The organism is Paraburkholderia haematera, assembly GCF_905220975.1.
GTDB lineage: Bacteria > Pseudomonadota > Gammaproteobacteria > Burkholderiales > Burkholderiaceae > Paraburkholderia > Paraburkholderia haematera.
Genome location: NZ_CAJNBK010000001.1, coordinates 895978 through 920057, shown reverse-complemented (window position 1 = coordinate 920057; position 24080 = coordinate 895978). Strand labels below are relative to the sequence as shown.

The following is a 24080-nucleotide window of genomic DNA, read 5'->3' as shown; positions in this document are numbered from 1 at the left end:
CGTTTATGGTTTTTAAGTCTCGGGGATTCACATGAAGTTACTCGTCGTCGGTTCCGGCGGTCGCGAACATGCGCTCGCATGGAAGCTCGCGCAATCGCCGCGGGTCCAACTCGTCTACGTTGCTCCCGGCAATGGCGGTACCGCCCAGGACGAGCGTCTGCGCAACATCGACATCACCGATCCGGCCGAGCTGGCCGATTTCGTCGAGAAAGAACAGATCGCCTTCACGCTGGTCGGGCCGGAAGGGCCGCTCGCCGCGGGCATCGTCAATCTGTTCCGCTCGCGCGGGCTGAAGATTTTCGGGCCGAGCAAGGAAGCCGCGCAGCTCGAAAGCTCGAAAGATTTTGCCAAGGCGTTCATGAAGCGCCATGCGATCCCGACCGCCGAATACGAAACCTTCGCCGACGTCGCCGCCGCGCATGCGTATCTGGACGCCAAGGGCGCGCCGATCGTGATCAAGGCCGATGGCCTCGCCGCCGGCAAGGGCGTCGTGGTGGCGCTAACGCTGGAAGAAGCGCACGCCGCAGTCGACATGATGCTGTCGGACAACAAGCTGGGCGATGCCGGCGCGCGTGTCGTGATCGAGGAATTCCTCGCCGGCGAAGAAGCCAGCTTCATCGTGATGGTGGACGGCAAGCACGTGCTGGCGCTCGCGTCGAGCCAGGACCACAAGCGTCTGCTCGACGAGGACCAGGGTCCGAACACCGGCGGTATGGGCGCCTACTCGCCCGCGCCGATCGTCACGCCGCAACTGCACGCCCGCGTGATGCGCGAAATCATCCAGCCGACCGTGCGTGGCATGGAGAAAGAAGGCATCCGCTTCACCGGCTTTTTGTACGCCGGCCTGATGATCGACGCGCAAGGCAACCCGAAGACGCTCGAATTCAACTGCCGGATGGGCGACCCGGAGACGCAGCCGATCATGGCGCGCCTGAAAGGCGACTTCTCGAAGGTGGTCGAGCAGGCAATCGCCGGCACGCTCGATACGATCGAACTCGAATGGGACCGCCGTACCGCGCTGGGCGTGGTGCTCGCCGCTTACAACTATCCGGACACGCCGCGCAAGGGTGACCGGATCAGCGATATCCCGGCCGAAACCGTGGATTCGGTCACGTTCCACGCCGGCACTACGCTGACGGACGGCAAGCTGAGCACCTCGGGCGGCCGCGTGTTGTGCGTGGTCGGTCTGGCGGATTCGGTACGCAGCGCGCAATCGGTCGCGTACGAGACGATCAACCAGATCTCGTTCGACGGTATGCAATATCGCCGCGACATCGGCTACCGGGCATTGAACAGGAAGCACGACGTCAAGACCGACGGCAAGCACTAAGCATCACCCCCACTCGCCCGCGTGCGGCGCCAACGGCGCTACACTGCGGGTTTTCGCGGCCGTTGCGGCACTCACCGCACCCTGTGGGCGCGCCCCGGCTGACCGGCATTTCACCCGGCGCGAATAACCGTACTGCCGCGCCTTCGCAGGAACACCCTGACGACGGCCCGGCCGTCACCCTTCACGAAGAACCCGCGGTACGACTAGCGTACCGCCCTCAGCATCTGCATTCATGACCGATTCGAGCTACGACGCACAGGCCGTGCGCAGCTGGCTGCAAGGCCTGCAAACGCATATCGCGGACACGCTCGGCGCGTTCGACGGTAAGCCGTTCGCGACCGACTCGTGGCAGCGCGCCCCCGGCGAAAAGCTGCGCGGCGGCGGCTGCACGCGGATTCTGGAAGGCGGCAATTTCTTCGAACGGGCCGGCGTCGGCTTCTCGGACGTAGCCGGCGACGCCTTGCCGGGTTCGGCGAGCGCCGCGCGCCCGCAATTGGCCGGCCGTGGTTTCGAAGCCATGGGCGTCTCGCTCGTGCTGCACCCGCACAATCCGCACTGCCCGACGGTGCATATGAACGTGCGTCTGCTGATTGCGACCAAGGCCGGCGAAGAGCCCGTGTTCTGGTTCGGCGGCGGCATGGATCTGACGCCGTACTACGGCTACGAAGAAGACGCGCAGCATTTTCATCGTGTGTGCCGCGACGCGTTACAGCCTTACGGTGCGGACCTCTACCCGAGTTTCAAGCGCTGGTGCGACGAGTACTTTTTCCTCAAGCACCGCAATGAACCGCGTGGCATCGGCGGAATTTTCTTCGACGATTTCTCGGCGCCGGGCTTCGATCAATCGTTCGCGATGCTGAAAAGCGTTGGCGAGGGATTCCTCAAAGCGTACCTGCCGATCATCGAAAAGCGCCGCAACATTCCGTACGGCGAAGCCGAGCGTGACTTCCAGGCATACCGGCGCGGCCGCTACGTCGAGTTCAATCTGGTCTTCGACCGTGGCACACTGTTTGGGTTGCAGAGCGGCGGACGCACCGAATCGATTCTGATGTCGATGCCGCCTGTGGTGAAATGGCGCTACGACTGGCAGCCCGAACCCGGCACGCCGGAAGCGCGCCTTTACAGCGATTTTCTCGTGCCGCGCGAGTGGGTGTGAGGCTTTAGGCCCGCACCGCACACCACGTGACCACGACAAAGGATCTTCACCTGAAGCCGAACGCTCATCCTGTCGCCCTGCCTCGCCGGATCGGACTGCTCGGCGGCACTTTCGATCCGATCCACGACGGCCACCTCGCGCTCGCGCGGCGTTTCGCCGACGTGCTGAACCTGACCGAGCTGGTGCTCCTGCCAGCCGGCCAGCCTTGGCAGAAAACGGACGTGTCAGCCGCGCAACACAGGCTGGCGATGACCCGCGCCGCCGCCAGCGCGTTGGTACTGCCGGGCGTGACTGTGCGGGTGGCGACCGACGAGATCGAACACGACGGTCCGACATACACGATCAACACGCTGCAGGTGTGGCGTGAACGCGAAGGCCAGAATGCGTCGATTGCGCTTCTGATCGGCGCGGATCAACTGGTGCATCTCGACACATGGCGCGACTGGCGGCGCCTGTTCGACTTCGCTCACATCTGCGCGGCCACGCGCCCCGGTTTCGACCTCGCGTCGATTCCACCCGTGGTCACCCAGGAAATCGACGCGCGCCGTGCCCGCGCCGACGTTCTGCAAGCGACCCCCTGCGGCCACTTGCTGATCGATACGACGCTTGCGTTCAACGTCTCGGCCACCGACATTCGTGCGCATCTGCGTGAACAGGTGACCCAGCGGCTTGCCCACGTGGGCGGCGAACAGCAAGACCAGGCGGCGAGCCATGTCCCCACTGCGGTGTGGGACTATATTCTTCAACATCATCTGTACCACCGGTAACCCCATGGATATTCGCAAACTGCAACGCGTGATCGTCGACGCTCTCGAAGACGTCAAAGCGCAAGACATCAAGGTGTTCAACACCAGCCACCTGACCGCGCTGTTCGATCGCGTGATCGTCGCCTCCGGCACCTCGAACCGCCAGACCAAGGCGCTCGCTTCGAGCGTGCGCGAGAGCGTCAAGGAAAACGGCGGCGACATCATCAGCACCGAAGGTGAGGACATCGGCGAATGGGTGCTGGTCGATTGCGGCGACGCGATCGTGCACATCCTGCAACCGGCACTGCGCCAGTACTACAACCTCGAAGAAATCTGGGGCGACAAGCCGGTGCGCATCAAGCTGTCGACGCCGAATCCGTTTGGCGGCGCCAGCGCAAGCGAGCCGCTCGACGACGAGGACGAAGAGGACGAAGCGCCGGTTGCCAAAAAGCCCGCACGCAAAACGGCGGCACGCCGCAAGTAAGCACCTGGCTGGCAAACCGCTTAAGCCTGCGCGCAGGTTCTGCGCTTAGGTCAGCGATTGCCATCCGCGATTACGTCCGTCATGAAACTGCACATTCTCGCCGTCGGCCACAAGATGCCGGACTGGATCGCCACCGGCTTCGACGAATACGCGAAGCGCATGCCGCCAGAGCTGCGCATCGAGCTGCGCGAAATCAAACCGGAGCAGCGTTCGTCAGGTCGGCCGGCCGAAAGCGTGATGGCGGCCGAGCGGCAGAAAATCGAAGCCGCGCTGCCGAAGAACGCGCGCATTGTCGCGCTCGATGAGCGCGGCAAGGATTGGACCACGATGCAGCTCGCCGGCGCCCTGCCCGGCTGGCAGCAGGACGGCCGCGACGTGGCGTTTCTGATCGGCGGCGCCGACGGGCTCGATCCCGATCTGAAAGCACGTGCCGATATGCTGTTGCGTGTCTCCAGTCTGACGCTGCCGCACGCCATGGTCCGCGTGCTGCTCGCCGAACAGCTTTACCGCGCGTGGACCATCACGCAAAATCACCCCTATCACCGCGTGTGAGCGAACGAGGCGGCGAGCAGATCGCGTGATTCTGGCCTCGTTGCCTGGCGCCAATTGGCGCGCTGACCAGCACGTTTATCGACGCGCCTATCGATGCGTTTTTCGTCATCTCCTTTGACACGCCGATCGTCGCTTGACTGACAATGCTCATCGCGCGCTTCTCGCGCATTGACGCCACCCGCATCATCGAGACCTGTTCATGCCAACGCCCGCCGCTTCGCCGCATCCATTCGTCTACCTCGCTTCCCAGAGCCCACGCCGCCAGGAACTGCTGCAACAGCTCGGCGTGCGTTTCGAATTGCTTCTGCCGCGTCCCGATGAAGATGCCGAGGCGCTCGAAGCCGAGCTACCCGGCGAGCACGCGCGCGATTATGTGCAGCGCGTGTGCGTCGCCAAGGCGCACGCTGCGCGGGCGCGTCTGGTAGCCGGCGGGCATGCCGCGCGGCCAATCCTGGTTGCCGACACAACCGTCACGATCGACGACGCAATCCTCGGCAAGCCCGTCGACGCCGACGATGCCGTCGCGATGCTCACGCGCCTCGCGGGCCGCGATCACGAAGTGCTGACGGCCGTCGCGGTGGTTGACGCAGAAGGCACGTTGCTGCCTGCCGCGCTATCGGTATCGACCGTGCGTTTTGCTGCACTGCAAGCGGATGCCGTGCGCCGCTATGCCGCTAGCGGCGAGCCGCTCGGCAAAGCAGGCGCGTATGGCGTGCAGGGACGTGCCGCGGAGTTTATCGAGCATATCGATGGGTCCTATTCGGGTATCATGGGTTTGCCGCTTTTTGAAACAGCTGCCCTTCTGCGTGCAGCGCGCATCGACTTCTAAAACAACACCATGAATGAAGAAATCCTGATCAATGTCACGCCGCAGGAAACGCGAGTCGCGCTCGTCCAGCAAGGCGCCGTCCAGGAACTTCACGTCGAACGAACGCTGTCGCGGGGACGCGTCGGCAATGTCTATCTCGGCAAAGTCGTCCGCGTGTTGCCGGGCATGCAATCCGCCTTCATCGACATCGGTCTCGAACGCGCCGCGTTCCTGCACGTAGCGGATATCTGGCATCCGCGCATTGCCGGTGAACCGCAGCATCAGACACCGCATCAGCCGATCGAGAAGATCGTGTTCGAAGGTCAGACGCTGATGGTTCAGGTCGTGAAGGATCCCATCGGCACCAAGGGCGCGAGGCTCTCCACGCAAGTGAGTATCGCCGGGCGCACGCTTGTGTATCTGCCGCAGGAGCCGCACATCGGCATCTCGCAGAAGATCGAAAGCGAAGCCGAACGCGAAGCCGTGCGAGCGCGTTTGACCGCCGTGTTGCCCGCCGACGAAAAAGGCGGCTATATCGTACGCACCATCGCAGAAGACGCGACCAGCGAAGAGTTGGCCTCAGACGTCGCGTATCTGCGCAAGACGTGGGCAACCATCATTTCGCAAGGTCAGCGCATGCCGCCGACCAGCCTGCTGTATCAGGACCTGAATCTCTCGCAACGTGTGCTGCGCGATTTTGTGAATGACGGGACCTCGCGCATTCAGGTCGACTCCCGCGAGACCTATCAGATGCTCGCCGACTTCGCGGCGGAGTTCACGCCGGCGGTGTCGTCGAAGCTGCATCACTACACTGGCGAGCGGCCTCTCTTCGATCTGTACAACATCGAGGCGGAAATCCAGCGCGCGTTGTCACGCCGGGTCGATCTGAAGTCGGGCGGGTATCTGGTGATCGATCAAACCGAAGCGATGACTACGATCGACGTGAACACCGGCGGCTACGTCGGGGCGCGCAACTTCGACGATACGATCTTCAAGACCAACCTCGAAGCCGCGCACACGATCGCGCGGCAACTGCGGCTGCGCAATCTGGGCGGCGTGATCATCATCGACTTCATCGACATGGAAAACGTCGAGCATCGCGATCAGGTACTCGGCGAGTTGAAGAAGGCGCTGTCGCGCGATCGCACACGCGTGACGGTGAATGGTTTCTCGCAGCTTGGGCTCGTGGAGATGACGCGCAAGCGCACGCGCGAATCCTTGGCGCATGTGTTGTGCGAGCCTTGCCCGGTGTGTCAGGGCAAGGGGCAGGTCAAGACGCCGCGTACGGTGTGCTATGACGTGCTGCGCGAGATTCTGCGCGAATCGCGGCAATTCAATCCGCGCGAGTTTCGCGTGGTGGCGTCGCAGCAAGTGATCGATCTGTTTCTTGAGGAAGAGTCACAGCATCTGGCGATGTTGATCGATTTCATCGGCAAGCCGGTGTCGTTGCAGGTGGAGTCGAATTTGAGCCAGGAACAGTACGATATTGTGCTGATGTAGTTGGCTGGGGGATCGGAGTGGCACAGCCCGTTTCGTCGATGTAACAAATGTATGACATCCTAAATTTATTCTCCAAATGAAAACAGCCGCTAAAGCGGCTGTTTGGCCATCCAGGACCGTATTTGTCGCCAGGGGATCTCTCCCGTTCGACGAGCGGCTAACTAAAAACGGTCGCCACGTGCATCGAAAGCTGCGGCACGGCCACTGTCCAAAGACCTCTACCGGCCCTCAATTTCCCCATTGACGCCACCCATACCAGACGCGTATAACCATCCAATTGGATGTTATATGGATGGCGCTCGGATGCTAAACGAACGTCACACGCGACATAAATGGCCAAGCTCAAACTCATGGACACCTCGCGCCCCAAAGGCGGCGAGACCGAAAAAATCACCATCAATCTCGGCCCGGTCGACCTCGGCCAGATCGACTTACTCGTCGAAGAAGGTTTTTACTCGAACCGCACCGATCTGATCCGTACGGCGATCCGCAACCAGCTCGCCGTACACGCGCAGGTCGTCACGGAAACGGTGACGCGGCGTGCGATGGTGCTCGGCTTGCAACATTTCTCAAAGCAGGACCTCGAAGCCGCTCAAGCCGCGAACGAGCGGCTGGACATTCATGTGCTCGGCCTCGCCAGCATCGCAGCCGATGTGCCGCCGGAACTCGCGGCAGCCACCATCGCATCGGTGGTGGTGCTTGGCGCATTTCACGCCTCGCCCGCGGTCAAGGCAGCGCTCGCCGGCCGCATCAGGTAGGCGCGGCCGGCATGGCTGATCCGTGCAGTCCAACACGCGGTCGAGCCCATGAAGCTCGTCGCCTGGCCCAGCCACGCCCAATGCAGGTTAACGCAGCAGCCCACGACCTTGAAAATGAATGAAGATTTCCTGAAGTCGATGAAAGAAGCCTTCCACCTGCTGCGCACAAAAGGGCCGAAGGAAGCGACCGCGGCGGTTCAACGCGCGCTCGCGCGCGGTGCGGCTGAAGCGGGTCATACGCAAACCCCGCAAACGCCGCACACGCCGCAGAACATCAACGAATGGGCACAAGCGTGGACGCAGGCGCAATCACGCACCACCACACCGCACGCCCCTGCCGAGCGTACTTTCGACGCCGACACGCCCGGCACCTTCAGCACTCACACTTTCAGCAACAGCGCGGGCCAACGCCAATACAAGCTCTACGTGCCCGCTGTCTACAACAACGAACCGTTGCCGCTAATCGTGATGCTGCACGGCTGCACGCAAAACGCCGACGACTTCGCGGCCGGCACGCGCATGAACGCAATGGCCGAGCGTCTCGGCTTCATGGTTGTGTATCCGAATCAGTCGCTGGCTGCCAATCATTCGGCGTGCTGGAACTGGTTCAAGCCTACCGACCAGCAGCGCGACCAGGGCGAGCCGTCGTTGATCGCGGGCATCACGCGTGAGGTGATCGCGCGCTATCGCATCGATCCGGCACGCGTCTATGTGGCGGGCCTATCAGCGGGCGGCGCAATGGCGGACGTGATGCTGAAGACTTCGCCTGACCTGTACGCAGCAGCCTGCGTGCATTCCGGCCTCGCCTACGGAAGCGCGAAGGATCTGCCCTCGGCGCTCGCCGCAATGAAGGGCGCCAAAACAAATCGCACCCGCTCGCGCGTCGAACCGCAACGCCCGCTCATTGTGTTTCATGGCGATGCGGACACGACCGTGCATCCCTCGAACGCCACAGCGCTCGTGGCGGGCTTCGATGCCGGCATCACGACAGTCAGCTCGCCGTCGCTTCCAGCAGGTACGGCAGGCACGGCGAACGGCCGGCGTGGTTGCACGGTGCGGCGGCTTGTTGCGGCAAATGGTGTCGAAGCGGAATACTGGTCGATTCATGACGCGGGCCACGCATGGGCGGGCGGCAGTCCGCATGGCTCGTTCACGGACCCGTCCGGCCCCGATGCGGCGGCCGAGATGCTGCGCTTTTTTCTCGCCCATCCGCGTGCTTCAGGCACGCACTGAGCGCGTCAAGCGGTACCCAACGGTTTCAGCAAATTGCGCAATGCCGCGAGGGTGATGGGCCGCGAGAACCAGAATCCTTGTGCCTCGTCGCAACCAAGCGCTTCCAGTTGCGCGGCCTGTTCGGCCGTCTCCACGCCCTCGGCCGTCACGCGCAGCTTCAACGCATGCGCCATGGCAATAATGGCTCCGACCAGCAGCGCGCATTGCGGATCGGTACTCATGCGCATCACAAACGAGCGATCGATTTTTACACGGTTCAGCGGAAAACGCGTGAGATAAGCGAGATTCGAATAGCCGGTGCCGAAGTCATCCACCGCGACTTCAACGCCCAATTCGCGCAACGCATGCAGCGTCTGCAAGGCCTGCTCCGTATCGCCAAGCAGCACGCCCTCGGTGATTTCCACTTCCAGGTACGAGGGGTCAAGCGCGGCGTCTTCGAGCGCCTCGCGGATCGTCTCGAACAGATTGTGCCGCTGGAATTGCTGGGGGGACACGTTCACCGCGATCCGTGGCATGGTACCGGTGAGTCGCAGCAATTTGCCGGCGTCGCGGCACGCGGTACGAATCACCCACTCGCCGATCTGCTCGATCAAACCCGACTCTTCCGCGACCGGCACAAATTCGACCGGACTGATCAACCCACGCTGCGGATGATTCCAGCGCAGCAGCGTCTCCACTTGCGCGATGCGTCCGTTGGCAAGCGTCACCTGCGGTTGATACACGAGATGCAGCTGCTGGCGCTCGAGGGCTTCGCGCAGCATCGCCTCCAGCTCGAAGCGGCGTGCCGCCTGGCCTTCGAGCGCGGTAGAAAAGCGCCGCACCGCATTGCCGTGCACCGCCGAAGCCGCCGACAACGCCACACCCGCGCGGCGCATCAGCGTCGGCGCATCGGCACCATCGGCGGGATAGGCAACGATGCCGATGCTCGCCGTGATATTCAACGCGGTGCCCGCGTAGTCGATCGATTCGGCGATGCGGCTCAGTGCTTCGGCAGCGAAAGAATCCGCCGCCGGGCCGGTTTCGTTGATCAGAAGCGCGAATTGCGTGCCACCGATCGAGGCGATCGTACCGTCGTTGGGAAAGAGACCGCGCAGCCGCTCGCCGACGATCTGTAACACCAGCTCGGCCGCATGCAAACCGAGCGCATCGCGCAGCTTGCGCAAATGATCGAGTTCGGCGATCAGCACCGTAAAGCCCTTGCCACTCCGCTGACAGCGCGCGATCGTGAGTTCGAGGCGTTCGGTGAAAAGCGTCTGATTTGGCAGGCGGGTCACGCCGTCGTGATGCGCGACGTACCACAGGCGCGCCTCGGATTGCGCGTAACGCGTCATGTCGATGGCGGTGCCGACATAGCGTGCCGGCTCCAAGGCTACACCACCGGTATAAGCCGGCCCCGCGGCGAGCGGCGCCAGCGCGAACACCACGCGAATCGGAGTGCCGTTGCGCCGCACATAGGTCCATTCACCCTCATAGCGCGAGCCTACCGCCGAGAGCGGCGGCAATTCGGCGCGCCGCCTCGCGAGTTCTGCCGGATCGTGCAAGGACTCAATGGTGCGCCGGCCGATCAATTCTTCGGCGCTAAACCCGGTCAGCTTTTCGAAAGCAGCGTTGACGGAGTCGAACGTGCCGTCGGCCGTGCAGATGAACATGCCGTACGGCGCCGCAGCAAGCGCGGCGTCGCGCATGCGCGCTTCGGCGTAATAATGGTCTTGCATCGCGCCGGCCTTTGAGTTTCCTGGGTATTGACAGCGAATGAGGAAAGCGAGTGAGCGTTTTTCTTGACGCGTACAGCGCAACCGGCAAAGCAGGCGGATTCGGTCCAATCCGCCGGGTAAGCGGGTATATCAGCGTGCGTATGATAGCGGCTTTCCTGCCCGGAACTGCCGGGCAGGGCGCGCATTCTTCGCGGCAATCGTTTCCCTCGGTGTATTCCCCAGTTCCGGCGGAAGCATGCCCGTCATCGCGCACATCATAAAGCGTTCGCTATTGCCGGGATACCCCGCGCCTCATGACTCAATGCGCACCGGCTTTCGACGCCTTCGCACAGGGCTTCGACGGATTGACGACCGTTATATCCGCCGATATATTTTGCTCGCGATCCTTCAATAAAAGACCACCGCCCCACCGCATGGATCCGCACGAAACAGGGTCCCGCATTTCATGTCCAAGGAAGTCATCGATTCGCACCTGCTCAAGGTGCTGCACACGCTTCTGACCGAATCGAGCGTATCGCGCACGGCAGCATTGCTCGGACAATCGCAGCCAACCGTTAGCGTGGCGCTGCGCAAACTGCGCGACATGACCGGCGACCCGCTGCTGGTGCGCAGCGGCAGCCGGATGGTTCTCACCGCGCATGCGCTCACGCTGGTCGAACCCACGGCACAAGCGCTGAACAATATCGCGGCCATTCTGCATCCCACCACCTCGTTCAATCCGGCCACCACCAGCCAGACCTTTCGGATCGGCTCACCGGACTATCTCGATGCATTCTTCGTCCCCGCCGTGGTCGACACGTTTCATCGCGAAGCGCCCGGCGCAAAGCTCGAGTTCAGGCATCTGATGATGGTGGACGGCGGCTACGAACATGGCCTGGAAAGCGGCTTTCTCGATCTGGTGATCGGCAACTGGCGCACGCCGCCTGAGCATCTGCACTTGCAGCCGTTGTGCAAGGACGAACTGGTGTGCCTGATGCGCAACGGCCACCCCATCAAGCCGGGGCGGCTTAGCAAGGACGTCTACGAAGAAGCGGAACACCTGGCCGTGATGACCTACAACACGACGGCATGGGGCACCGTCGACGTCGAACTCGCCCGCAACGGCCTGGCGCGCACCGTCACCACGACACTGCCCTACTTCGGTATGGCGCCCTACGTACTGGCGCGTTCCAATCTGCTGTTTACCACCACCCGCGCGCTCGCCACGCACTACGCCAGGATGCTGCCGCTGCGTATCGAGCCGATTCCCGGTGAACCGCAAGCGCTCACCTATTATCAACTCTGGCACGACCGCACGCATCGCAGCGTCGCCGCGATCTGGCTGCGCAGGTTGATTGCCAACGTCGCTAAAGATCTGGCTTCCTAACTTTTAGGCAGATAAAAAAACGCCGCAAGCAATGCTTGCGGCGCGAACGCGATCATCGGATGTGTTTCAGGTGACAGGCCCTTTAAAACACCGAGCGATCACAAAGTGAGGTCGGTCAGACGGAAGATTGTTATGGGTCAGCTAGCAGCCAATGGCCCTTCTGTCATGGCCTTGATCAGCGCGGCCTTGCCCTCGACCGCGGCGCCAAGCAAGGCGAAGCCTAATGGACGCTCGCTGTCCGCATGCCGGCATACGGCGCGGGCTGCATGCTGCGCCGCGTCGCCGGCGGTTTCGATCGACCATGCGCCCTCGCCCGCGGGTGTCACGACAACGGCGGGACTCGCGGGCGTCTTCACGGTAATCGGCATCACCGGGAAAGCAACGCGCGTCGGCTGCCCGGCCAGGGTGCGCGCAAGTGCGCGCGCGGCGTGCATGATCGGCAGAACATACGGCTGCACTTTGCCGTCGATGGCGGCACAGTCGCCGAGTGCGTAGATATCCGGCGCGCTGGTGCGGCACCATGCATCGGTTCGAATGCCCTGATCGATTTCAAGACCCGCTGCCGCGGCAAGTGCCGTCCGCGGCGCGAGACCGACCGCCGACACGACCAGATCCGCGTCGATCGGCTCACCTTCGGTGAACGTCAACCGGTAACCGTCCGACAAGCGGTCGATACGACTCACACTGCGGCCAGGATGAAAACGGATGCCGCCATCGTCCAAAGCGCGGGCGAAGATCTCACCCACGTCTCGCGGAAGCAAGCGAGCCAGCGGCGTTGAAGCAGGATCGATCAGACTGACCGCATAACCGGCGGCCGCCAGATCGTTGGCGAACTCGCAGCCGATCAGCCCCGCACCCAGAATCGCCACCGAGCGGCAACGCGTGAGCGCCAACCTGAAACGCGCGTAATCGCCGAGATCGTTGATCGACATCACATCGGCCGCGCCGTCGCCCGCCAGCTTCAGGCGGCGTGGGTCCGCGCCCGTGGCCAGCACCAGCTTGCTATAGCCGAGCAACGCGTTATCGACAACCAGCGTGCGCTCGGCCGGCAAAATGCGCTCCACGCGCTGGTGGACACGAATCCACGCACCCAGTTGCGCCGCCATCGCCATGGCGTCGAAACTCGCCAGTGCTTGCGGCTCTTTCTTCATGGCCAATGCGTTCGACAACATCGGCTTCGAATAGAAGCTGCCGTCATCGCGGCTGATCATCACGATCGGCACGGTGCTGTCGAGCTTGCGCAATTCGCGCGCGACGGTATAACCCGCCATGCCCGTGCCGACGATCACCACCGGCTGTCCTTTGTCCTCACGCTGAGCGGCCGTCATGCGATCACCTGCATTTCAAAATCGTGTTTGCCGGTCGCGCAGTCCGGACACAGCCAGTCGCCCGGCACGTCTTCCCAGCGCGTGCCCGGTGCGATACCCGCTTCCGGCAGACCCAGTGCTTCGTCGTAGCGAAAGCCGCAGATCACGCATTCCCATACTTTCATGGCTTCTCTCCCGAATCACGAATCGCACTGCGAACTAGCGCACATAGGCCTGGCCGAGACCGATTTCGGCCAACGCTCGACGGTAGGCACCCGACGAACGGTCGGCGAGAATCGGCGCCTCCGCCGCGCGGTCGATCGGTAAATCTTCCGGGCGCTGCTGCTCGACGATCGCTCGATCTTCTTCAAACACCTGACGGTTGAATGCGTAGACGTCCTCGAGCGGCAAATCCTTATCGAAGTTGCGCACGATCGGCACGAACAGACGCGTCGTACGCGCGGACACCGGGCTCGCCGCATTCAGGATCGACAGGCGGCCGTTTTCGGGAAAATGCACGGTTAGGCGCGCAAAGAACGGCACATCCACGTCAAAGAAGCGGCGCCACAGATAACCCTCGGGCGCGCGATGCTGCATCGACTTCGGGAAGTTGCTGACCGTGCTCACATACTCCGCATGCATGCCACGTTCGCGCCGCTCGACCGAATACTGCGGCACCACCGGGTTCTCGCGGTCGGCGAAACTGTCGTGGTGAATCCACGCGAAATGCGCGACGTCGATGAAGCCTTCGGTCTGACGTCCCGCCGAAGCATTAATGTCGATCGAGGGCGGCAAGATCTGCTGGAAGTCGGGATCGTCCCAGTTGGGAAACGCGGGCAACGCTTCGGTGCCACCACCCAGCGAGACCCACACGAGGCCATAAGCTTCCTGCGTCGCATACGTGACGAGATGCAATCGATCGGGAATCGGGCCGTCCGTTTGCGACGGAATGTGCTTGCACTTGCCGTCGCTACCGTACGCGAGGCCGTGATACGGGCACACGATATTGCCGTTAGCGACCCACCCCTGGCTGAGCGGCGCGCCGCGATGCGGACAGATATCGCGCGCGCTCACCAGTTGACCGTTCGAGCGGAACACGACCAACGGTTCGTCGAGCAGCGTCACGCTGATGGGTTTGTCGGTCACGTCGGCGGCGAACGCCACCGGATGCCAGTAGCGGCTGAGAATCTCCCAGTCGTGGCTATCGAAGGTGCAATTGCGGGGTAAAGCGGGGGAACGTTGGAATGTCAGCGGCGTGGCGGTGGCAGTAGCGGTGGCGGAACTCATGCGTGTCTCCAAAACCTGTTGGGGGTTCGTCGCGCTCATGTGCTGTCTCCCGAGGGAACTTCCTTCGGGGCGTCTTGAGCGCGTGGAGAGAACGATAGCGGGATGAGGTCCGCCGACCCATCCCCTGAAATGCATCTAGTCTATGTACGAAAAAGCATAGGGTGCCGCCGTACCACCGAATCAGCGCACCTTAAAACGCTACGATGCACGCGGCAGCGCGGCTTCGATAAACACCGCGCAAAGCGCTTCCATGCCCTTCGCGTCTTCTTCGTCGAAGCGCGCAACGACCGGGCTGTCGACATCCCACACGCCGATCAGCGTACCGTCCGGTGCAACGAGCGGCACGACGATTTCCGATTGCGATGCCGAATCGCAGGCGATATGACCGGGGAACTCGTGCACGTCGCGCACCACTTGCGTCTGGCGGGTAAGCGCTGCCGTGCCGCACACGCCTTTGCCGAGCGCGATGCGCACGCAAGCGGGCTTGCCCTGGAACGGCCCGACCACCAGTTCACGGCCGTCGTGGAAGTAGAAACCGGCCCAGTTCAGATCACTTAGGGAATGGAATACGAACGCGGAGAAGTTCGCGGCGTTGGCGATCCAGTCGGTTTCGCCGGCGAGCAGCGCGCGCGCCTGGGCGACCAGTTCTTCGTATTGCGCGGCTTTGGGGAGATGCGAGGCGGAGGAGACTTCGAACATGACGGCGTCCGTAATGAAAGCGGAAAGAGAAACAGCGAGGCGTGCAGTGTAAATCAAGCCGCCGTTTCCTTCACGGCGCCCCCCTGCTGCGCATGCTGCCCTCTTTCCATCCGATCACGTGCGGCCTGATGGCTTGACCCAGACGTTAGCCCTGCGGACAACGCCATGCATCAAGCGTTATTCGACACCGACGATCACGCTCGATGCCTTGAAGATCGCCGTTGCCGCTTTGCCGCTCGCGAGGCCGAGGCGGTCGACGCTTTCATTGGTGATAATCGCGGCAATCTGCGCGCCGCCCGCGCTGATGGTCACTTCCGAATTCACTGCGCCCTTGGTAACAGCCGACACGGTACCGGCGATGCAGTTGCGTGCCGACACCTGGCTCTTCGTCACGTCGACCATCACGATCACCGACGACGCCTTGACCAGTGCAAACGCCTTCTTGCCGGCAGCGAGGCCGAGCGACGTCGCGCTACCGTGCGTGATGATCGCCACGATCTCGAGACCGTCCTGGGTGCGCAACGTGACTTCGTCGTTCACAGCGCCGTGTTTGACTTCGGCGACTTCGCCGGCGAATTGATTGCGTGCGCTGGTTTGCATGATGTTCTCCTGGTGGTGGAGCCTCGTCAAAAACGATTCGAGGCGATGTATCGAGTGTAACGGGACGCCCGGCCCGAGCGGCCACGTGTGAGTGAAGTGCGGTATCGCACAGCCGCTATTGACGATTCGAACTCCAATGAAAACACATAAGCGTTGTGTAAATACACTCATAACGCCGTAGAAGCCCAGCGCAGGCAATTGGCTTCATGCTGCCACCTTCTCGTGAACGAAAAGCGGCGCTCAAACCCGCGAGGCGCCTGTAAGCGTGAGAAACCGCCGCTCGTTCGCTCCACGTCAATGCAGTGGGCATTCGCTGCCTGGCTCGTCGTGCGACACCGTATCATCGAGCCCTTGGACCATCTCTGTCGAACCCTATGCCTGTCGCCGTCCTGTCCCGCCCTGCCGCCTGCTCTGCCGCGCACCTCGCCGCGCACCTCGCCGCCAGGTTGCCGCACGCCCGTCGCGCCGCCAGGTTTTGCGCCGCCCTTGCCGTCGCGGTGACCCTCGCCGCCTGCAGCAATCCGTCGCCGACGCGCGAAGCCCACACGAGTGTCGACACGGTCGCACTGTTCCCGATCGCCAATTACGACCAGAACGTCGACCACTGGCTTGAACCGGACAGCCCCGGCTACGACCAGCCGTTCCTGAGTCCCGCGGATCAGCAGGCGCACTTCAGCGCCCTCTACGCGCGCTATTTCGGCACCGGCACGACGGCGCCGTCGCCATGGAATTCCGCCTACGTGACCCTGCGCGTGTACCGTCAGCAAGGCGCTGACATTGTCGCGCTGCAGCAGCGCCGCATCGGCAAGTTCGACAATACGGGTAAAAGCGGCGCGGCGATCGGCTATGGCGAGAATTTTCGACCACACGACAAGGCGTGGATCGACGCCATCGCGCAAAACATGGCGGTCGGCCAGTTCTCGCAGGAGCCCGTCTACCAGCCCGAACGCCGTGCGATCGCCACCAGCAATCTGATGGTGCGCGAACTGCCGACCATGGACCCATCGTTCTACGATCGCCACCTGGCCGGCGAAGGCTATCCGTTCGACAATCTGCAGATCTCGGCGGTACGCCCCGGCACGCCGCTGTATGTGCTGGGCAGCAGCGCCGACGGTGCGTGGCGCTATGTGCAGACGCCCGACGTGCAAGGCTGGGTGCGCAGTGACGGGCTTGGCATGACCGACGATACCTTCGTCGACGCCTGGCGCGCCGCCACCGCGAAGTCGCTGGGCGCGGTGACGGTCGCTTCGGCGCCACTACGCGACAGCCGCGGCGTGTTCCGCTTCGACGCGCCCGCCGGCACACTGCTGCCGCTCGCTGCGGGCAACGGCGCGCGGCCCTCGACACGGGCAGATAAAACCGCAAGCGCAGACGCCACCTCCTCCCGCAAACTCCTGGTTCCCGCCCGCGACGTGGACGGCAAGGCAATCATCCGCGTCGCCCAACTGAGCGACGCGCAGATCGCCCCGATGCCGCTCGCCGCCACCCCGCGGCATCTGGCGATGCTGATGAAAACGCTGATCGGGCGGCCGTACGGCTGGGGTAATAGCGGCCTCTACAACGACTGTTCTTCGGAACTGCAAAGCATTTTTGCGACGTTCGGCGTGTGGCTGCCGCGCCATTCGTCGACGCAGCTGAGCGCCGGACGCATGATCGATCTGTCCGCGTCGACACCCGCCCAACGGCTCGACTACCTCGCCCAGCATGGCGAACCGTTGCGCACGCTGATCTACATCGGCGGCCATGTAATGCTGTACATCGGCAACACGACCCGCAACGGCGCTGCAGTGCCAGTCGTCTACCAGGACGTATGGGGCTTACGTCCAGCCGACAATAGCCGGCGCGCGGTGATCGGCGGCTCGGTGATCCTGCCTTTGTTCGAACACATCCCGGAAGACGCGACGTTGCAATCGCTCGCGGCGACCCCGACGTTCCAGATCAGCATTCTCGGCGCACCGGGCGGCGCACCGGGGGGCGCAACAGCGGCGCCCTCTACACCGTCAGCGCCCGGCACACCCGCCGCCCCGCCGGACGACGACAATCCGGCCGGTTGAACCTGCACGCCGCACCGCACCGCACGGCCGTGCTTGGAAATATTTTTTCCGGAGTGTCGATTCGAAGGCGGTGCACTCGTCGTATCGTTGAAGGCCTGGCTCACGCAGTCGGTCTTTCAACTCACGAACCTGTTACTTCAAGGAGTCGCCGTCATGTCCAGCCCCGCTGTCAAACCGATCCCGGACGGGATGCACTCGCTGATCCCGTATCTGATTTGCGCCAACGCCGCAGACGCCATCGCGTTCTACACCAAGGCTTTCAACGCCGTCGAGCAATACCGCCTGCCCGGGCCGGGTGGCAAAGTAATGCACGCCTGCCTGAAGATCGGCGACTCCATGCTGATGCTGACCGACGAATGGCCCGACCACAACGCGCTGGGCCCGAATGCGCTGAAAGGCACGCCGGTCACGATTCACCACTACGTCGAGGATGTCGACGCCAGTTTCAACCAGGCCGTCGAGGCCGGCGCGACCGTCGCCATGCCGCTTGCCGACATGTTCTGGGGCGACCGCTACGGCCAGTTGAAGGACCCGTTCGGCCACAGCTGGTCGCTCGCCACGCACAAGCGCGACCTGACCCCGGAACAGATTCAGCAAGGTATGCAGGGTATGGAGTGCGGCCCGACATAAGCCGCGCGCCCATCCAGGACGAGGAGGTCGTATGCAAAAGATTGCGCCATGCCTATGGTTCGACGGTAACGCGGAAGAAGCCGCGCGCTTCTACACGTCGGTGTTTTCGAATTCCCGTATTGCCACCACGATGCATTACACCGACGCCGGCCCTGGGCCGGAAGGCCAGGTGCTGGCCATCACATTCGAACTCGAAGGTCAGGAGTTCATGGCCTTGAACGGCGGCCCGCAATACACCTTCTCGCCGGCTATTTCAATGTTCGTGCACTGCGCGTCGCAACAGGAGATCGACACCTATTGGACGAAACTCTCCGAAGGCGGCGGCAAGCCGTGGCAATGCGGCTGGATTCAGGACAAGTTCGGCGTCTCGTGGCAGATCGTGCCGGACGTACTCGGCGAGATGGTGCGCGATCCTGATACCGCGAAAGCAAGCCGTGTGATGCGAGCCATGATGAAAATGGTCAAACTCGATATCGCGCTGCTCGAACAGGCTTACCGGAGTGGCTGACGCAAACTTTGATAGGATCGGTCTCGACCCATGAATTGACTCATAAACGGCGGGACATGAACGGTGCGCGTCAACCATCAGGCTTTTTTCTGCTCGCTGTTTGCCGCGCGTCTTGCCGATCAGGTCCTGCTTTTCCTCGTGCCGCTCGTCGTATTTCAGACGACACACCAGGTATCGTGGTCAGGTCTCGCGTTCTTTATTGAAACGCTGCCGCGCTACCTGGTCTTTCCCTTCTTCGGCGCCTTGTGCGACCGCATCTCACCGCTACGGCTGATGCGGATCAGTCAGACCGTGCGCGCGCTGGTATGTTTCGGCGGCGTGCTGGCTTATGCGCTGTTTGGCGGCATCGGCTGGCTGATCGCGCTGTCGGCGTTGTGTGGCGTGCTCACGAGCCAAGGGCTGGTTGCACGCGAAGTGATGTTGCCGCAAATCTTCAGCACGCAACAGTTCCAGCGTGTGCTCGCCTACTCGCAGTTGGCCGACCAGTTGGGCTTCGTACTGGGCCCGATGCTGGCCGCAATGCTGCTCAGCGTGTGGCGCTGGGAGTGGGTAGTCGGCGCAACCGGCGCGCTGTTTCTGCTCGCCGATGCAGCGCTGCTGCTGTGGCAACACACCAGCGGCTTCCGCCCCGGTAACCCACCTTCCGCGACACCAGGTCACTGGACCATGCCTCTGCGCATCGCGCTGCGTCATGTGCTGGTGCTACCCGGTCTGAAAAAAGTCGTGCTGCTCGCTGCCGCCGAAAATCTGGTGATCGGCGTGACCCTCGCGACATCCGCCGCGATGGTGACCGGTTTTCATGCGCAATCGAATCGCTACTACGCCGGCCTGCAGACCGCCGGCGCCGTGGCCACCGTGCTGATCCTTTTGACGATCGCACGGAACACCTGGCCTGCGCAGACGCTCGGGCGGGTCGCGTTCATTTCCATCTGTGCCGGTGGCGTGATCGCCGGTGCGAGCGCCGCACCGTGGGGCTATGCGCTCGGCTTCCTGCTGATCGTCGGTTTCGACAAGATGTTCAATGTCTATATTCGCAGCGCACGGCAGAAAATCATTCCGCCCGAGGACTACGGCAAGACGACCGGCGTCGTGATCTTGCTGAACAACATGACGCAACCGCTCGCCGGTTTGCTGGTCGGCGTGTTTTCGGCACGGGCGCAAACCGGCTTGCTGATCGTGATTCTTTCGGTGGCGATGGGCTGCATCGGCGCGGCGGTGTCGATCGGCTCGGCGCTGTCGCGACGCAAGCGCACGCTGGCCATTGGGGAATGAGTCCTGATGTCGCGGCGGAAAGCGCTTAATACTCAATTGCACGATTAGCGAATCGCTCATCAACTATCGAATCAATTGACATAGATTCAATAAATCGAATCGCGCAGGCATTCTCCTTTGTGCCTGCGGCGTTGGCTCTCTCTATTCTTATTGACTGATTAGCATTTTCACCTGTGCGAAAAGTCTCCTTTTTTTCTCAAGCGGTGGCGTCTCCATCCACCTCGGAACAGTTCATCAGAAAAACTCCCACACCATTTTCTGATTTTTCTGCAAGTCATTGCTTAACATATCACTGGTAAGATCTGAATCGGGTCGCGACCAAATACGCAGGCAATACCGCTGCATTATTCACGAACTGTAGGTTACACGGTTCCACGACGTGATCTCAGTTCGAATTAGTATTTCATTTTTGAAAGGTGCGGGATTATGTACTACAGCAATGGAAACTACGAGGCGTTTGCGCGACCAGAGAAACCAGAAAATGTGGACCAGAAATCAGCCTATTTGATTGGCGCAGGCATCGCGTCATTGTCAGCGGCCGCCTTTTTGGTGCGCGATGGCCAGATGAAGGGTGAGAATATTCACATCCTTGAGGAAATGAAGCTTTCGGGCGGTGCTTGCGACGGTATTCGCGACCCACAAAAAGGCTTCATCATTCGCGGTGGCCGCGAAATGGAAAATCATTACGAATGTCTGTGGGACTTGTATCGCTCCATCCCATCGCTTGAGACAGAAGGCATCTCTGTGCTGGACGAGTTTTACCGCCTCAACAAAAAGGACCCTAACGCATCCCTGATGCGGGTCACGGTGAATAGAGGAGAACATGCGGGCCTTGAGGGATTTAACTTCAGTGCGAAGGCTCTCCAGGAGGTCTCAAGTCTGTTCCTTACCCGCGACGAAGCACTGTACGACAAGAAAATTTCCGACGTATTGAGCGAGGAATTTTTCTCATCGAACTTCTGGCTTTACTGGCGGACCATGTTCGCTTTCGAGGAGTGGCACAGCGCCCTCGAGATGAAGTTGTATCTTCAAAGATTTATTCACCACATTGGCGGCCTGTCGGACTTCTCCTCGTTGAAGTTCACAAAGTACAACCAATACGAATCCCTCATTTTGCCGGTTGTGAAATATCTGGAATCGCATGGGGTGAATTTCGTGTACGACACGGTCGTGACGAACGTTGTCTTCGATATTGCAGAAAACAGGAAGGTTGCCACAAAAATACAGTGCCGGCAGAATGGCGACGTCAAGACCATCAACCTCACTGAGAATGACCTGGTGTTTATCACCAATGGCAGCTGCACTGAAAATTCTGCCCTTGGCGATAACGACCATGCGCCTGTACTGAAAAATTCAGCTGGAGGCAGTTGGGATTTGTGGCGAAATATTGCCAAACAAAGCCCTGCTTTCGGAAACCCGGAGAAATTCTGCGCGCACACAAAAGAAACCAATTGGGAGTCGGCAACGGTTACCCTGCTGGACGACAAGATTCCAAAGCGTATCCAGGATATCTGCAAGCGCGATCCGTATAGCGGCAAGGTGGTAACGGGCGGCATCATTACAGTCAAGGATTCAAACTGGCTGATGAGCTATACGATGAATCGCCAGCCGCACTTCAAGGACCAACCGAAGAATCAGTTGGTGGTGTGGCTGTACGGGTTGTTTGGCGATACGCCCGGCAACTACATCAAAAAGCCCATGAAAGAATGCACGGGCACCGAGATCGTAGAGGAATGGTTGTATCACATGGGTGTAGCTGAATCAGAGATCCATGATCTGGCCAAAAATTCGGCCAATTGCATTCCTTGCGTCATGCCGTATGTTACTTCGTTCTTCATGCCGAGAACCAAGGGCGATAGGCCCAAAGTCGTGCCCGACGGCAGTGTGAACTTCGCATTCATCGGCCAGTTTTCCGACACGGCAAGAGATACGGTGTTTACGGTGGAATACTCTGCGAGAACCGCTATGGAAGCAGTTTATACGCTGCTGAACGTCGATCGTGGCGTACCCGAGGTATTCGGATCGTGCTTCGATATTCGCGTATTGCTGCAAGCAGCATCCAAGATGATGGATGGCAGGAAGCTCCCGATCGACCAGAAGATGTTGGGTGCTGTCTCAGGAACAATTGTTGAAGATCTACTGAAGCAGTACAGCATCATCTAGTCTCTCCGGCGGTCCCAAGAAGCCCGTCAAAGTCAGGAAGAGCTTCTTGGGGCGCGACCTGTCCCGGTAGGCGACAATGAGGCACCCGCGCATAGTCGAAATACACCCGGCGCGTCGTTCTCGCGCGTCGCGCGCAGCAGGCGCGCGAAACCGTCGGGTGAACGATCGATCTCGACGCCCTGATACAAATGCCATCAGGCCATTCATACCCAATAAAAAATAAAAAATATTCGCCTTCATTAGAAAAAATTACCTGAATTAAGTATTTTCCCGAGTGCGCATGCAGAAACAATTTCCCAATTTCTTTATCTTCCCGCCTCACGCAACACCGCCTGCAGCCGGCATTCTGAATTAATTACTCAACGCAAGAATTTGTATTACGAAGAAAGTCTGGTGTAGACTGAATTCCATCAAACGCGACACCCCTTGCATAACGCAATTACGCTGCTTTGGAATACCCATTGAATTGATCCACTATCCGGCCAGCGCAATTTCCAACTGTGCACGCAATTGGAAAATCAGCGTTTTGTCCGCTTGCGAGGTCTCGTGATGAAACAAAAATTGCTGTCGTCCAGCCTCATCGTCACCTTGATGTTCGGCTTGCCGCTACAACTCGCACGCGCGGCCACGTATTCGAACGGCACCGCCGTCGCCACCTTCAACGTCACGCTTACGTTGAACGCCAACTGCTCGATCAGCGCGAACCCGCTGAACTTCGGCAGCAACGGCGTGCTCGGCACGGCGATCAACCAGCAAACCACCGTCGCCGTGACCTGCACCAACACCACGCCGTACAACGTCGGGCTCGACGCCGGCACGGTCACCGGCTCCACAGTGGTGAGCCGCTTGATGGCCGGCACGGCCACCGGCAATACCGCCACCACAGTCGGGTTCCAGCTGTATCAGGACGCCGGCCACACCACCCCTTGGGGCAATACGCAGGGCACCAACACGGCAAGCGGCACCGGTACGGGCTCGGCACAATCGATTGTCGTGTACGGCCAGGTGCCGGCGCAGACAACCCCAAAACCTGACACCTATCAGACCACCATTACAGCGACGGTCTACTTTTGACGCGGTATGCCAGTACGCGGTACGCAAGTACGCGGTACGCAAGTACGTGGTGTGCAAACACGCGCGTTGCGAGCGCCAAGGGCCTGCCTCGCCGGCTACTGGTGGCAAGCGCATTCGCGTGGTGTCTGACGGCACAGCTCGCGCAAGCCGCGACGCTGCAAATCTCGCCGGTGATGGTCGATATGTCCGCGGACGCCAATGCGACCGGTATCACGCTGAAGAACCCCGGCGAGAAACCGCTATTCGGCCAGGTGCGCGTGTTCCGCTGGGATCAGGCAAGCGGCGAAGACACGCTCACGCCCACCCAGGACCTGGTGGCAAGCCCACCGCTGATCCAGATCGCCGCGCATGCCGATCAGTTGGTGCGGCTGGTGCGCGCGACGCCTCAGCCGTCGGCCGCCGAGCAGGGCTATCGCGTGCTGATCGACGAGTTGCCCGAACCTGATGCCACGCCCACCAGCGGCGTGACGATTCGCCTGCGCTACTCGGTGCCGGTGTTCGTCGAACCGCCCGTCGACATCGGCCAGCCGAAGCTATCCTGGCATCTGTCCCGTGGCGCGCAAAGCTGGATGTTGCAAGTCGACAACGCGGGCAAAAAGCGCGCACAGATCGCCGCCGTGCAATTGATCGATAAGGCAGGCAACGTCTACGTGATCAACAAAGGACTGCTTGGCTACGCGCTGGCCGGCCGTGAACGACACTGGCCGGTCACGCTGCCGGACAACGCCGCCCGGAACGGTCCGCTGAAGGTGCGCGCCGCGGTCAACTCGTTGCCGGCTGAGGCGACGGTGAGTGTCGAATAGGCACACGAGGACATAAGGATCAACACACGTGCTGA

The 24080-nt window shown here is 61.3% G+C and carries 23 protein-coding genes; 17 read left to right on the top strand and 6 right to left on the bottom strand.

The window, feature by feature from the left end; translation table 11 throughout:
- Window positions 1–31: 31 nt before the first annotated feature.
- From purD to KHO23_RS04010, 9 genes are all read left to right on the top strand, one after another.
- The gene (purD, locus tag KHO23_RS04050; protein WP_211609731.1) at window positions 32–1330 is read left to right on the top strand and encodes a phosphoribosylamine--glycine ligase; all 1299 of its coding nucleotides are present in this window, start codon (window positions 32–34) and stop codon (window positions 1328–1330) included.
- 232 nt (window positions 1331–1562) lie between these two features.
- Window positions 1563–2486, top strand: a complete 924-nt coding sequence (hemF, locus tag KHO23_RS04045; RefSeq protein WP_211609730.1) for an oxygen-dependent coproporphyrinogen oxidase — start codon at window positions 1563–1565, stop codon at window positions 2484–2486.
- A gap of 26 nt (window positions 2487–2512) precedes the next feature.
- Window positions 2513–3253 (top strand): nicotinate-nucleotide adenylyltransferase, encoded by a 741-nt coding sequence (locus tag KHO23_RS04040; RefSeq protein ID WP_211609729.1) that lies wholly within the window; start codon window positions 2513–2515, stop codon window positions 3251–3253.
- 4 nt (window positions 3254–3257) lie between these two features.
- Entirely contained in the window at window positions 3258–3716 is a 459-nt protein-coding gene (gene rsfS, locus KHO23_RS04035) for a ribosome silencing factor (protein WP_211609728.1), read from the top strand.
- Window positions 3717–3797: 81 nt separating this feature from the next.
- The gene (gene rlmH, locus KHO23_RS04030) at window positions 3798–4268 is read left to right on the top strand and encodes a 23S rRNA (pseudouridine(1915)-N(3))-methyltransferase RlmH (protein ID WP_093639533.1); all 471 of its coding nucleotides are present in this window, start codon (window positions 3798–3800) and stop codon (window positions 4266–4268) included.
- A 199-nt stretch (window positions 4269–4467) separates the two neighbouring features.
- Window positions 4468–5097: a Maf family protein gene (locus tag KHO23_RS04025; protein ID WP_211609727.1), complete on the top strand. Its 630-nt coding sequence runs from the start codon at window positions 4468–4470 to the stop codon at window positions 5095–5097.
- A gap of 9 nt (window positions 5098–5106) precedes the next feature.
- On the top strand, window positions 5107–6576 hold the full coding sequence (gene rng / locus KHO23_RS04020; RefSeq protein ID WP_211609726.1) for a ribonuclease G: 1470 nt from the start codon (window positions 5107–5109) through the stop codon (window positions 6574–6576).
- Between the two features lie 332 nt (window positions 6577–6908).
- Window positions 6909–7334: a CopG family transcriptional regulator gene (locus tag KHO23_RS04015; RefSeq protein ID WP_211609725.1), complete on the top strand. Its 426-nt coding sequence runs from the start codon at window positions 6909–6911 to the stop codon at window positions 7332–7334.
- A 108-nt stretch (window positions 7335–7442) separates the two neighbouring features.
- Window positions 7443–8567: an extracellular catalytic domain type 1 short-chain-length polyhydroxyalkanoate depolymerase gene (locus KHO23_RS04010; RefSeq protein ID WP_211609724.1), complete on the top strand. Its 1125-nt coding sequence runs from the start codon at window positions 7443–7445 to the stop codon at window positions 8565–8567.
- 5 nt (window positions 8568–8572) lie between these two features.
- On the opposite strand, the gene KHO23_RS04005 is transcribed toward KHO23_RS04010, so the two are convergent.
- On the bottom strand, window positions 8573–10282 hold the full coding sequence (locus KHO23_RS04005) for a putative bifunctional diguanylate cyclase/phosphodiesterase (protein WP_211609723.1): 1710 nt from the start codon (window positions 10280–10282) through the stop codon (window positions 8573–8575).
- A gap of 445 nt (window positions 10283–10727) precedes the next feature.
- Here KHO23_RS04005 and KHO23_RS04000 point away from each other — a divergent pair, with 445 nt between their 5' ends.
- Window positions 10728–11648, top strand: coding sequence for a LysR family transcriptional regulator (locus tag KHO23_RS04000; protein WP_211609722.1), 921 nt, complete (start codon window positions 10728–10730; stop codon window positions 11646–11648).
- A gap of 137 nt (window positions 11649–11785) precedes the next feature.
- On the opposite strand, the gene KHO23_RS03995 is transcribed toward KHO23_RS04000, so the two are convergent.
- The 5 genes from KHO23_RS03995 to KHO23_RS03975 form a co-directional block, all read right to left on the bottom strand.
- On the bottom strand, window positions 11786–12976 hold the full coding sequence (locus KHO23_RS03995; protein ID WP_211609721.1) for an NAD(P)/FAD-dependent oxidoreductase: 1191 nt from the start codon (window positions 12974–12976) through the stop codon (window positions 11786–11788).
- Window positions 12973–13140 (bottom strand): rubredoxin, encoded by a 168-nt coding sequence (locus KHO23_RS03990; RefSeq protein WP_211609720.1) that lies wholly within the window; start codon window positions 13138–13140, stop codon window positions 12973–12975. Before KHO23_RS03990 ends, KHO23_RS03995 begins: the two co-directional genes overlap by 4 nt.
- Window positions 13141–13174: 34 nt before the next feature.
- Window positions 13175–14242, bottom strand: a complete 1068-nt coding sequence (locus KHO23_RS03985; RefSeq protein WP_211609719.1) for an aromatic ring-hydroxylating dioxygenase subunit alpha — start codon at window positions 14240–14242, stop codon at window positions 13175–13177.
- A 198-nt stretch (window positions 14243–14440) separates the two neighbouring features.
- Complete coding sequence (locus KHO23_RS03980) at window positions 14441–14941, bottom strand: GAF domain-containing protein (RefSeq protein WP_211609718.1); 501 nt, start codon at window positions 14939–14941, stop codon at window positions 14441–14443.
- 177 nt (window positions 14942–15118) lie between these two features.
- Complete coding sequence (locus KHO23_RS03975; protein ID WP_120345723.1) at window positions 15119–15541, bottom strand: TOBE domain-containing protein; 423 nt, start codon at window positions 15539–15541, stop codon at window positions 15119–15121.
- 374 nt (window positions 15542–15915) lie between these two features.
- Between KHO23_RS03975 and KHO23_RS03970 the strand changes: the two genes are divergently transcribed.
- From KHO23_RS03970 to KHO23_RS03940, 7 genes are all read left to right on the top strand, one after another.
- Complete coding sequence (locus KHO23_RS03970) at window positions 15916–17595, top strand: SH3 domain-containing C40 family peptidase (RefSeq protein WP_211609717.1); 1680 nt, start codon at window positions 15916–15918, stop codon at window positions 17593–17595.
- Window positions 17596–17748: 153 nt separating this feature from the next.
- Complete coding sequence (locus KHO23_RS03965) at window positions 17749–18225, top strand: VOC family protein (RefSeq protein WP_211609716.1); 477 nt, start codon at window positions 17749–17751, stop codon at window positions 18223–18225.
- A 31-nt stretch (window positions 18226–18256) separates the two neighbouring features.
- A complete protein-coding gene (locus KHO23_RS03960) occupies window positions 18257–18733 on the top strand; it encodes a VOC family protein (RefSeq protein WP_211609715.1) in 477 nt (158 codons plus the stop codon).
- 63 nt (window positions 18734–18796) lie between these two features.
- Window positions 18797–20005, top strand: a complete 1209-nt coding sequence (locus tag KHO23_RS03955; protein WP_211609714.1) for an MFS transporter — start codon at window positions 18797–18799, stop codon at window positions 20003–20005.
- Between the two features lie 426 nt (window positions 20006–20431).
- A complete protein-coding gene (locus KHO23_RS03950; RefSeq protein WP_211609713.1) occupies window positions 20432–22168 on the top strand; it encodes an oleate hydratase in 1737 nt (578 codons plus the stop codon).
- A gap of 591 nt (window positions 22169–22759) precedes the next feature.
- Window positions 22760–23242, top strand: coding sequence for a Csu type fimbrial protein (locus tag KHO23_RS03945; RefSeq protein ID WP_211609839.1), 483 nt, complete (start codon window positions 22760–22762; stop codon window positions 23240–23242).
- A gap of 98 nt (window positions 23243–23340) precedes the next feature.
- A complete protein-coding gene (locus KHO23_RS03940; RefSeq protein ID WP_407946034.1) occupies window positions 23341–24045 on the top strand; it encodes a fimbrial biogenesis chaperone in 705 nt (234 codons plus the stop codon).
- Window positions 24046–24080 lie beyond the last annotated feature (35 nt).

Bases quoted from the DNA above. Each gene is read 5' to 3' on its own strand.
- purD (WP_211609731.1), top strand. From the start codon at position 32: ATGAAGTTACTCGTCGTCGGTTCCGGCGGTCGCGAACATGCGCTCGCA.
- hemF (WP_211609730.1), top strand. From the start codon at position 1,563: ATGACCGATTCGAGCTACGACGCACAGGCCGTGCGCAGCTGGCTGCAA.
- rsfS (WP_211609728.1), top strand. From the start codon at position 3,258: ATGGATATTCGCAAACTGCAACGCGTGATCGTCGACGCTCTCGAAGAC.
- rlmH (WP_093639533.1), top strand. From the start codon at position 3,798: ATGAAACTGCACATTCTCGCCGTCGGCCACAAGATGCCGGACTGGATC.
- KHO23_RS04025 (WP_211609727.1), top strand. From the start codon at position 4,468: ATGCCAACGCCCGCCGCTTCGCCGCATCCATTCGTCTACCTCGCTTCC.
- rng (WP_211609726.1), top strand. From the start codon at position 5,107: ATGAATGAAGAAATCCTGATCAATGTCACGCCGCAGGAAACGCGAGTC.
- KHO23_RS04015 (WP_211609725.1), top strand. From the start codon at position 6,909: ATGGCCAAGCTCAAACTCATGGACACCTCGCGCCCCAAAGGCGGCGAG.
- KHO23_RS04005 (WP_211609723.1), bottom strand. From the start codon at position 10,282: ATGCAAGACCATTATTACGCCGAAGCGCGCATGCGCGACGCCGCGCTT.
- KHO23_RS04000 (WP_211609722.1), top strand. From the start codon at position 10,728: ATGTCCAAGGAAGTCATCGATTCGCACCTGCTCAAGGTGCTGCACACG.
- KHO23_RS03995 (WP_211609721.1), bottom strand. From the start codon at position 12,976: ATGACGGCCGCTCAGCGTGAGGACAAAGGACAGCCGGTGGTGATCGTC.
- KHO23_RS03990 (WP_211609720.1), bottom strand. From the start codon at position 13,140: ATGAAAGTATGGGAATGCGTGATCTGCGGCTTTCGCTACGACGAAGCA.
- KHO23_RS03985 (WP_211609719.1), bottom strand. From the start codon at position 14,242: ATGAGTTCCGCCACCGCTACTGCCACCGCCACGCCGCTGACATTCCAA.
- KHO23_RS03980 (WP_211609718.1), bottom strand. From the start codon at position 14,941: ATGTTCGAAGTCTCCTCCGCCTCGCATCTCCCCAAAGCCGCGCAATAC.
- KHO23_RS03975 (WP_120345723.1), bottom strand. From the start codon at position 15,541: ATGCAAACCAGCGCACGCAATCAATTCGCCGGCGAAGTCGCCGAAGTC.
- KHO23_RS03970 (WP_211609717.1), top strand. From the start codon at position 15,916: ATGCCTGTCGCCGTCCTGTCCCGCCCTGCCGCCTGCTCTGCCGCGCAC.
- KHO23_RS03965 (WP_211609716.1), top strand. From the start codon at position 17,749: ATGTCCAGCCCCGCTGTCAAACCGATCCCGGACGGGATGCACTCGCTG.
- KHO23_RS03960 (WP_211609715.1), top strand. From the start codon at position 18,257: ATGCAAAAGATTGCGCCATGCCTATGGTTCGACGGTAACGCGGAAGAA.
- KHO23_RS03950 (WP_211609713.1), top strand. From the start codon at position 20,432: ATGTACTACAGCAATGGAAACTACGAGGCGTTTGCGCGACCAGAGAAA.
- KHO23_RS03945 (WP_211609839.1), top strand. From the start codon at position 22,760: ATGTTCGGCTTGCCGCTACAACTCGCACGCGCGGCCACGTATTCGAAC.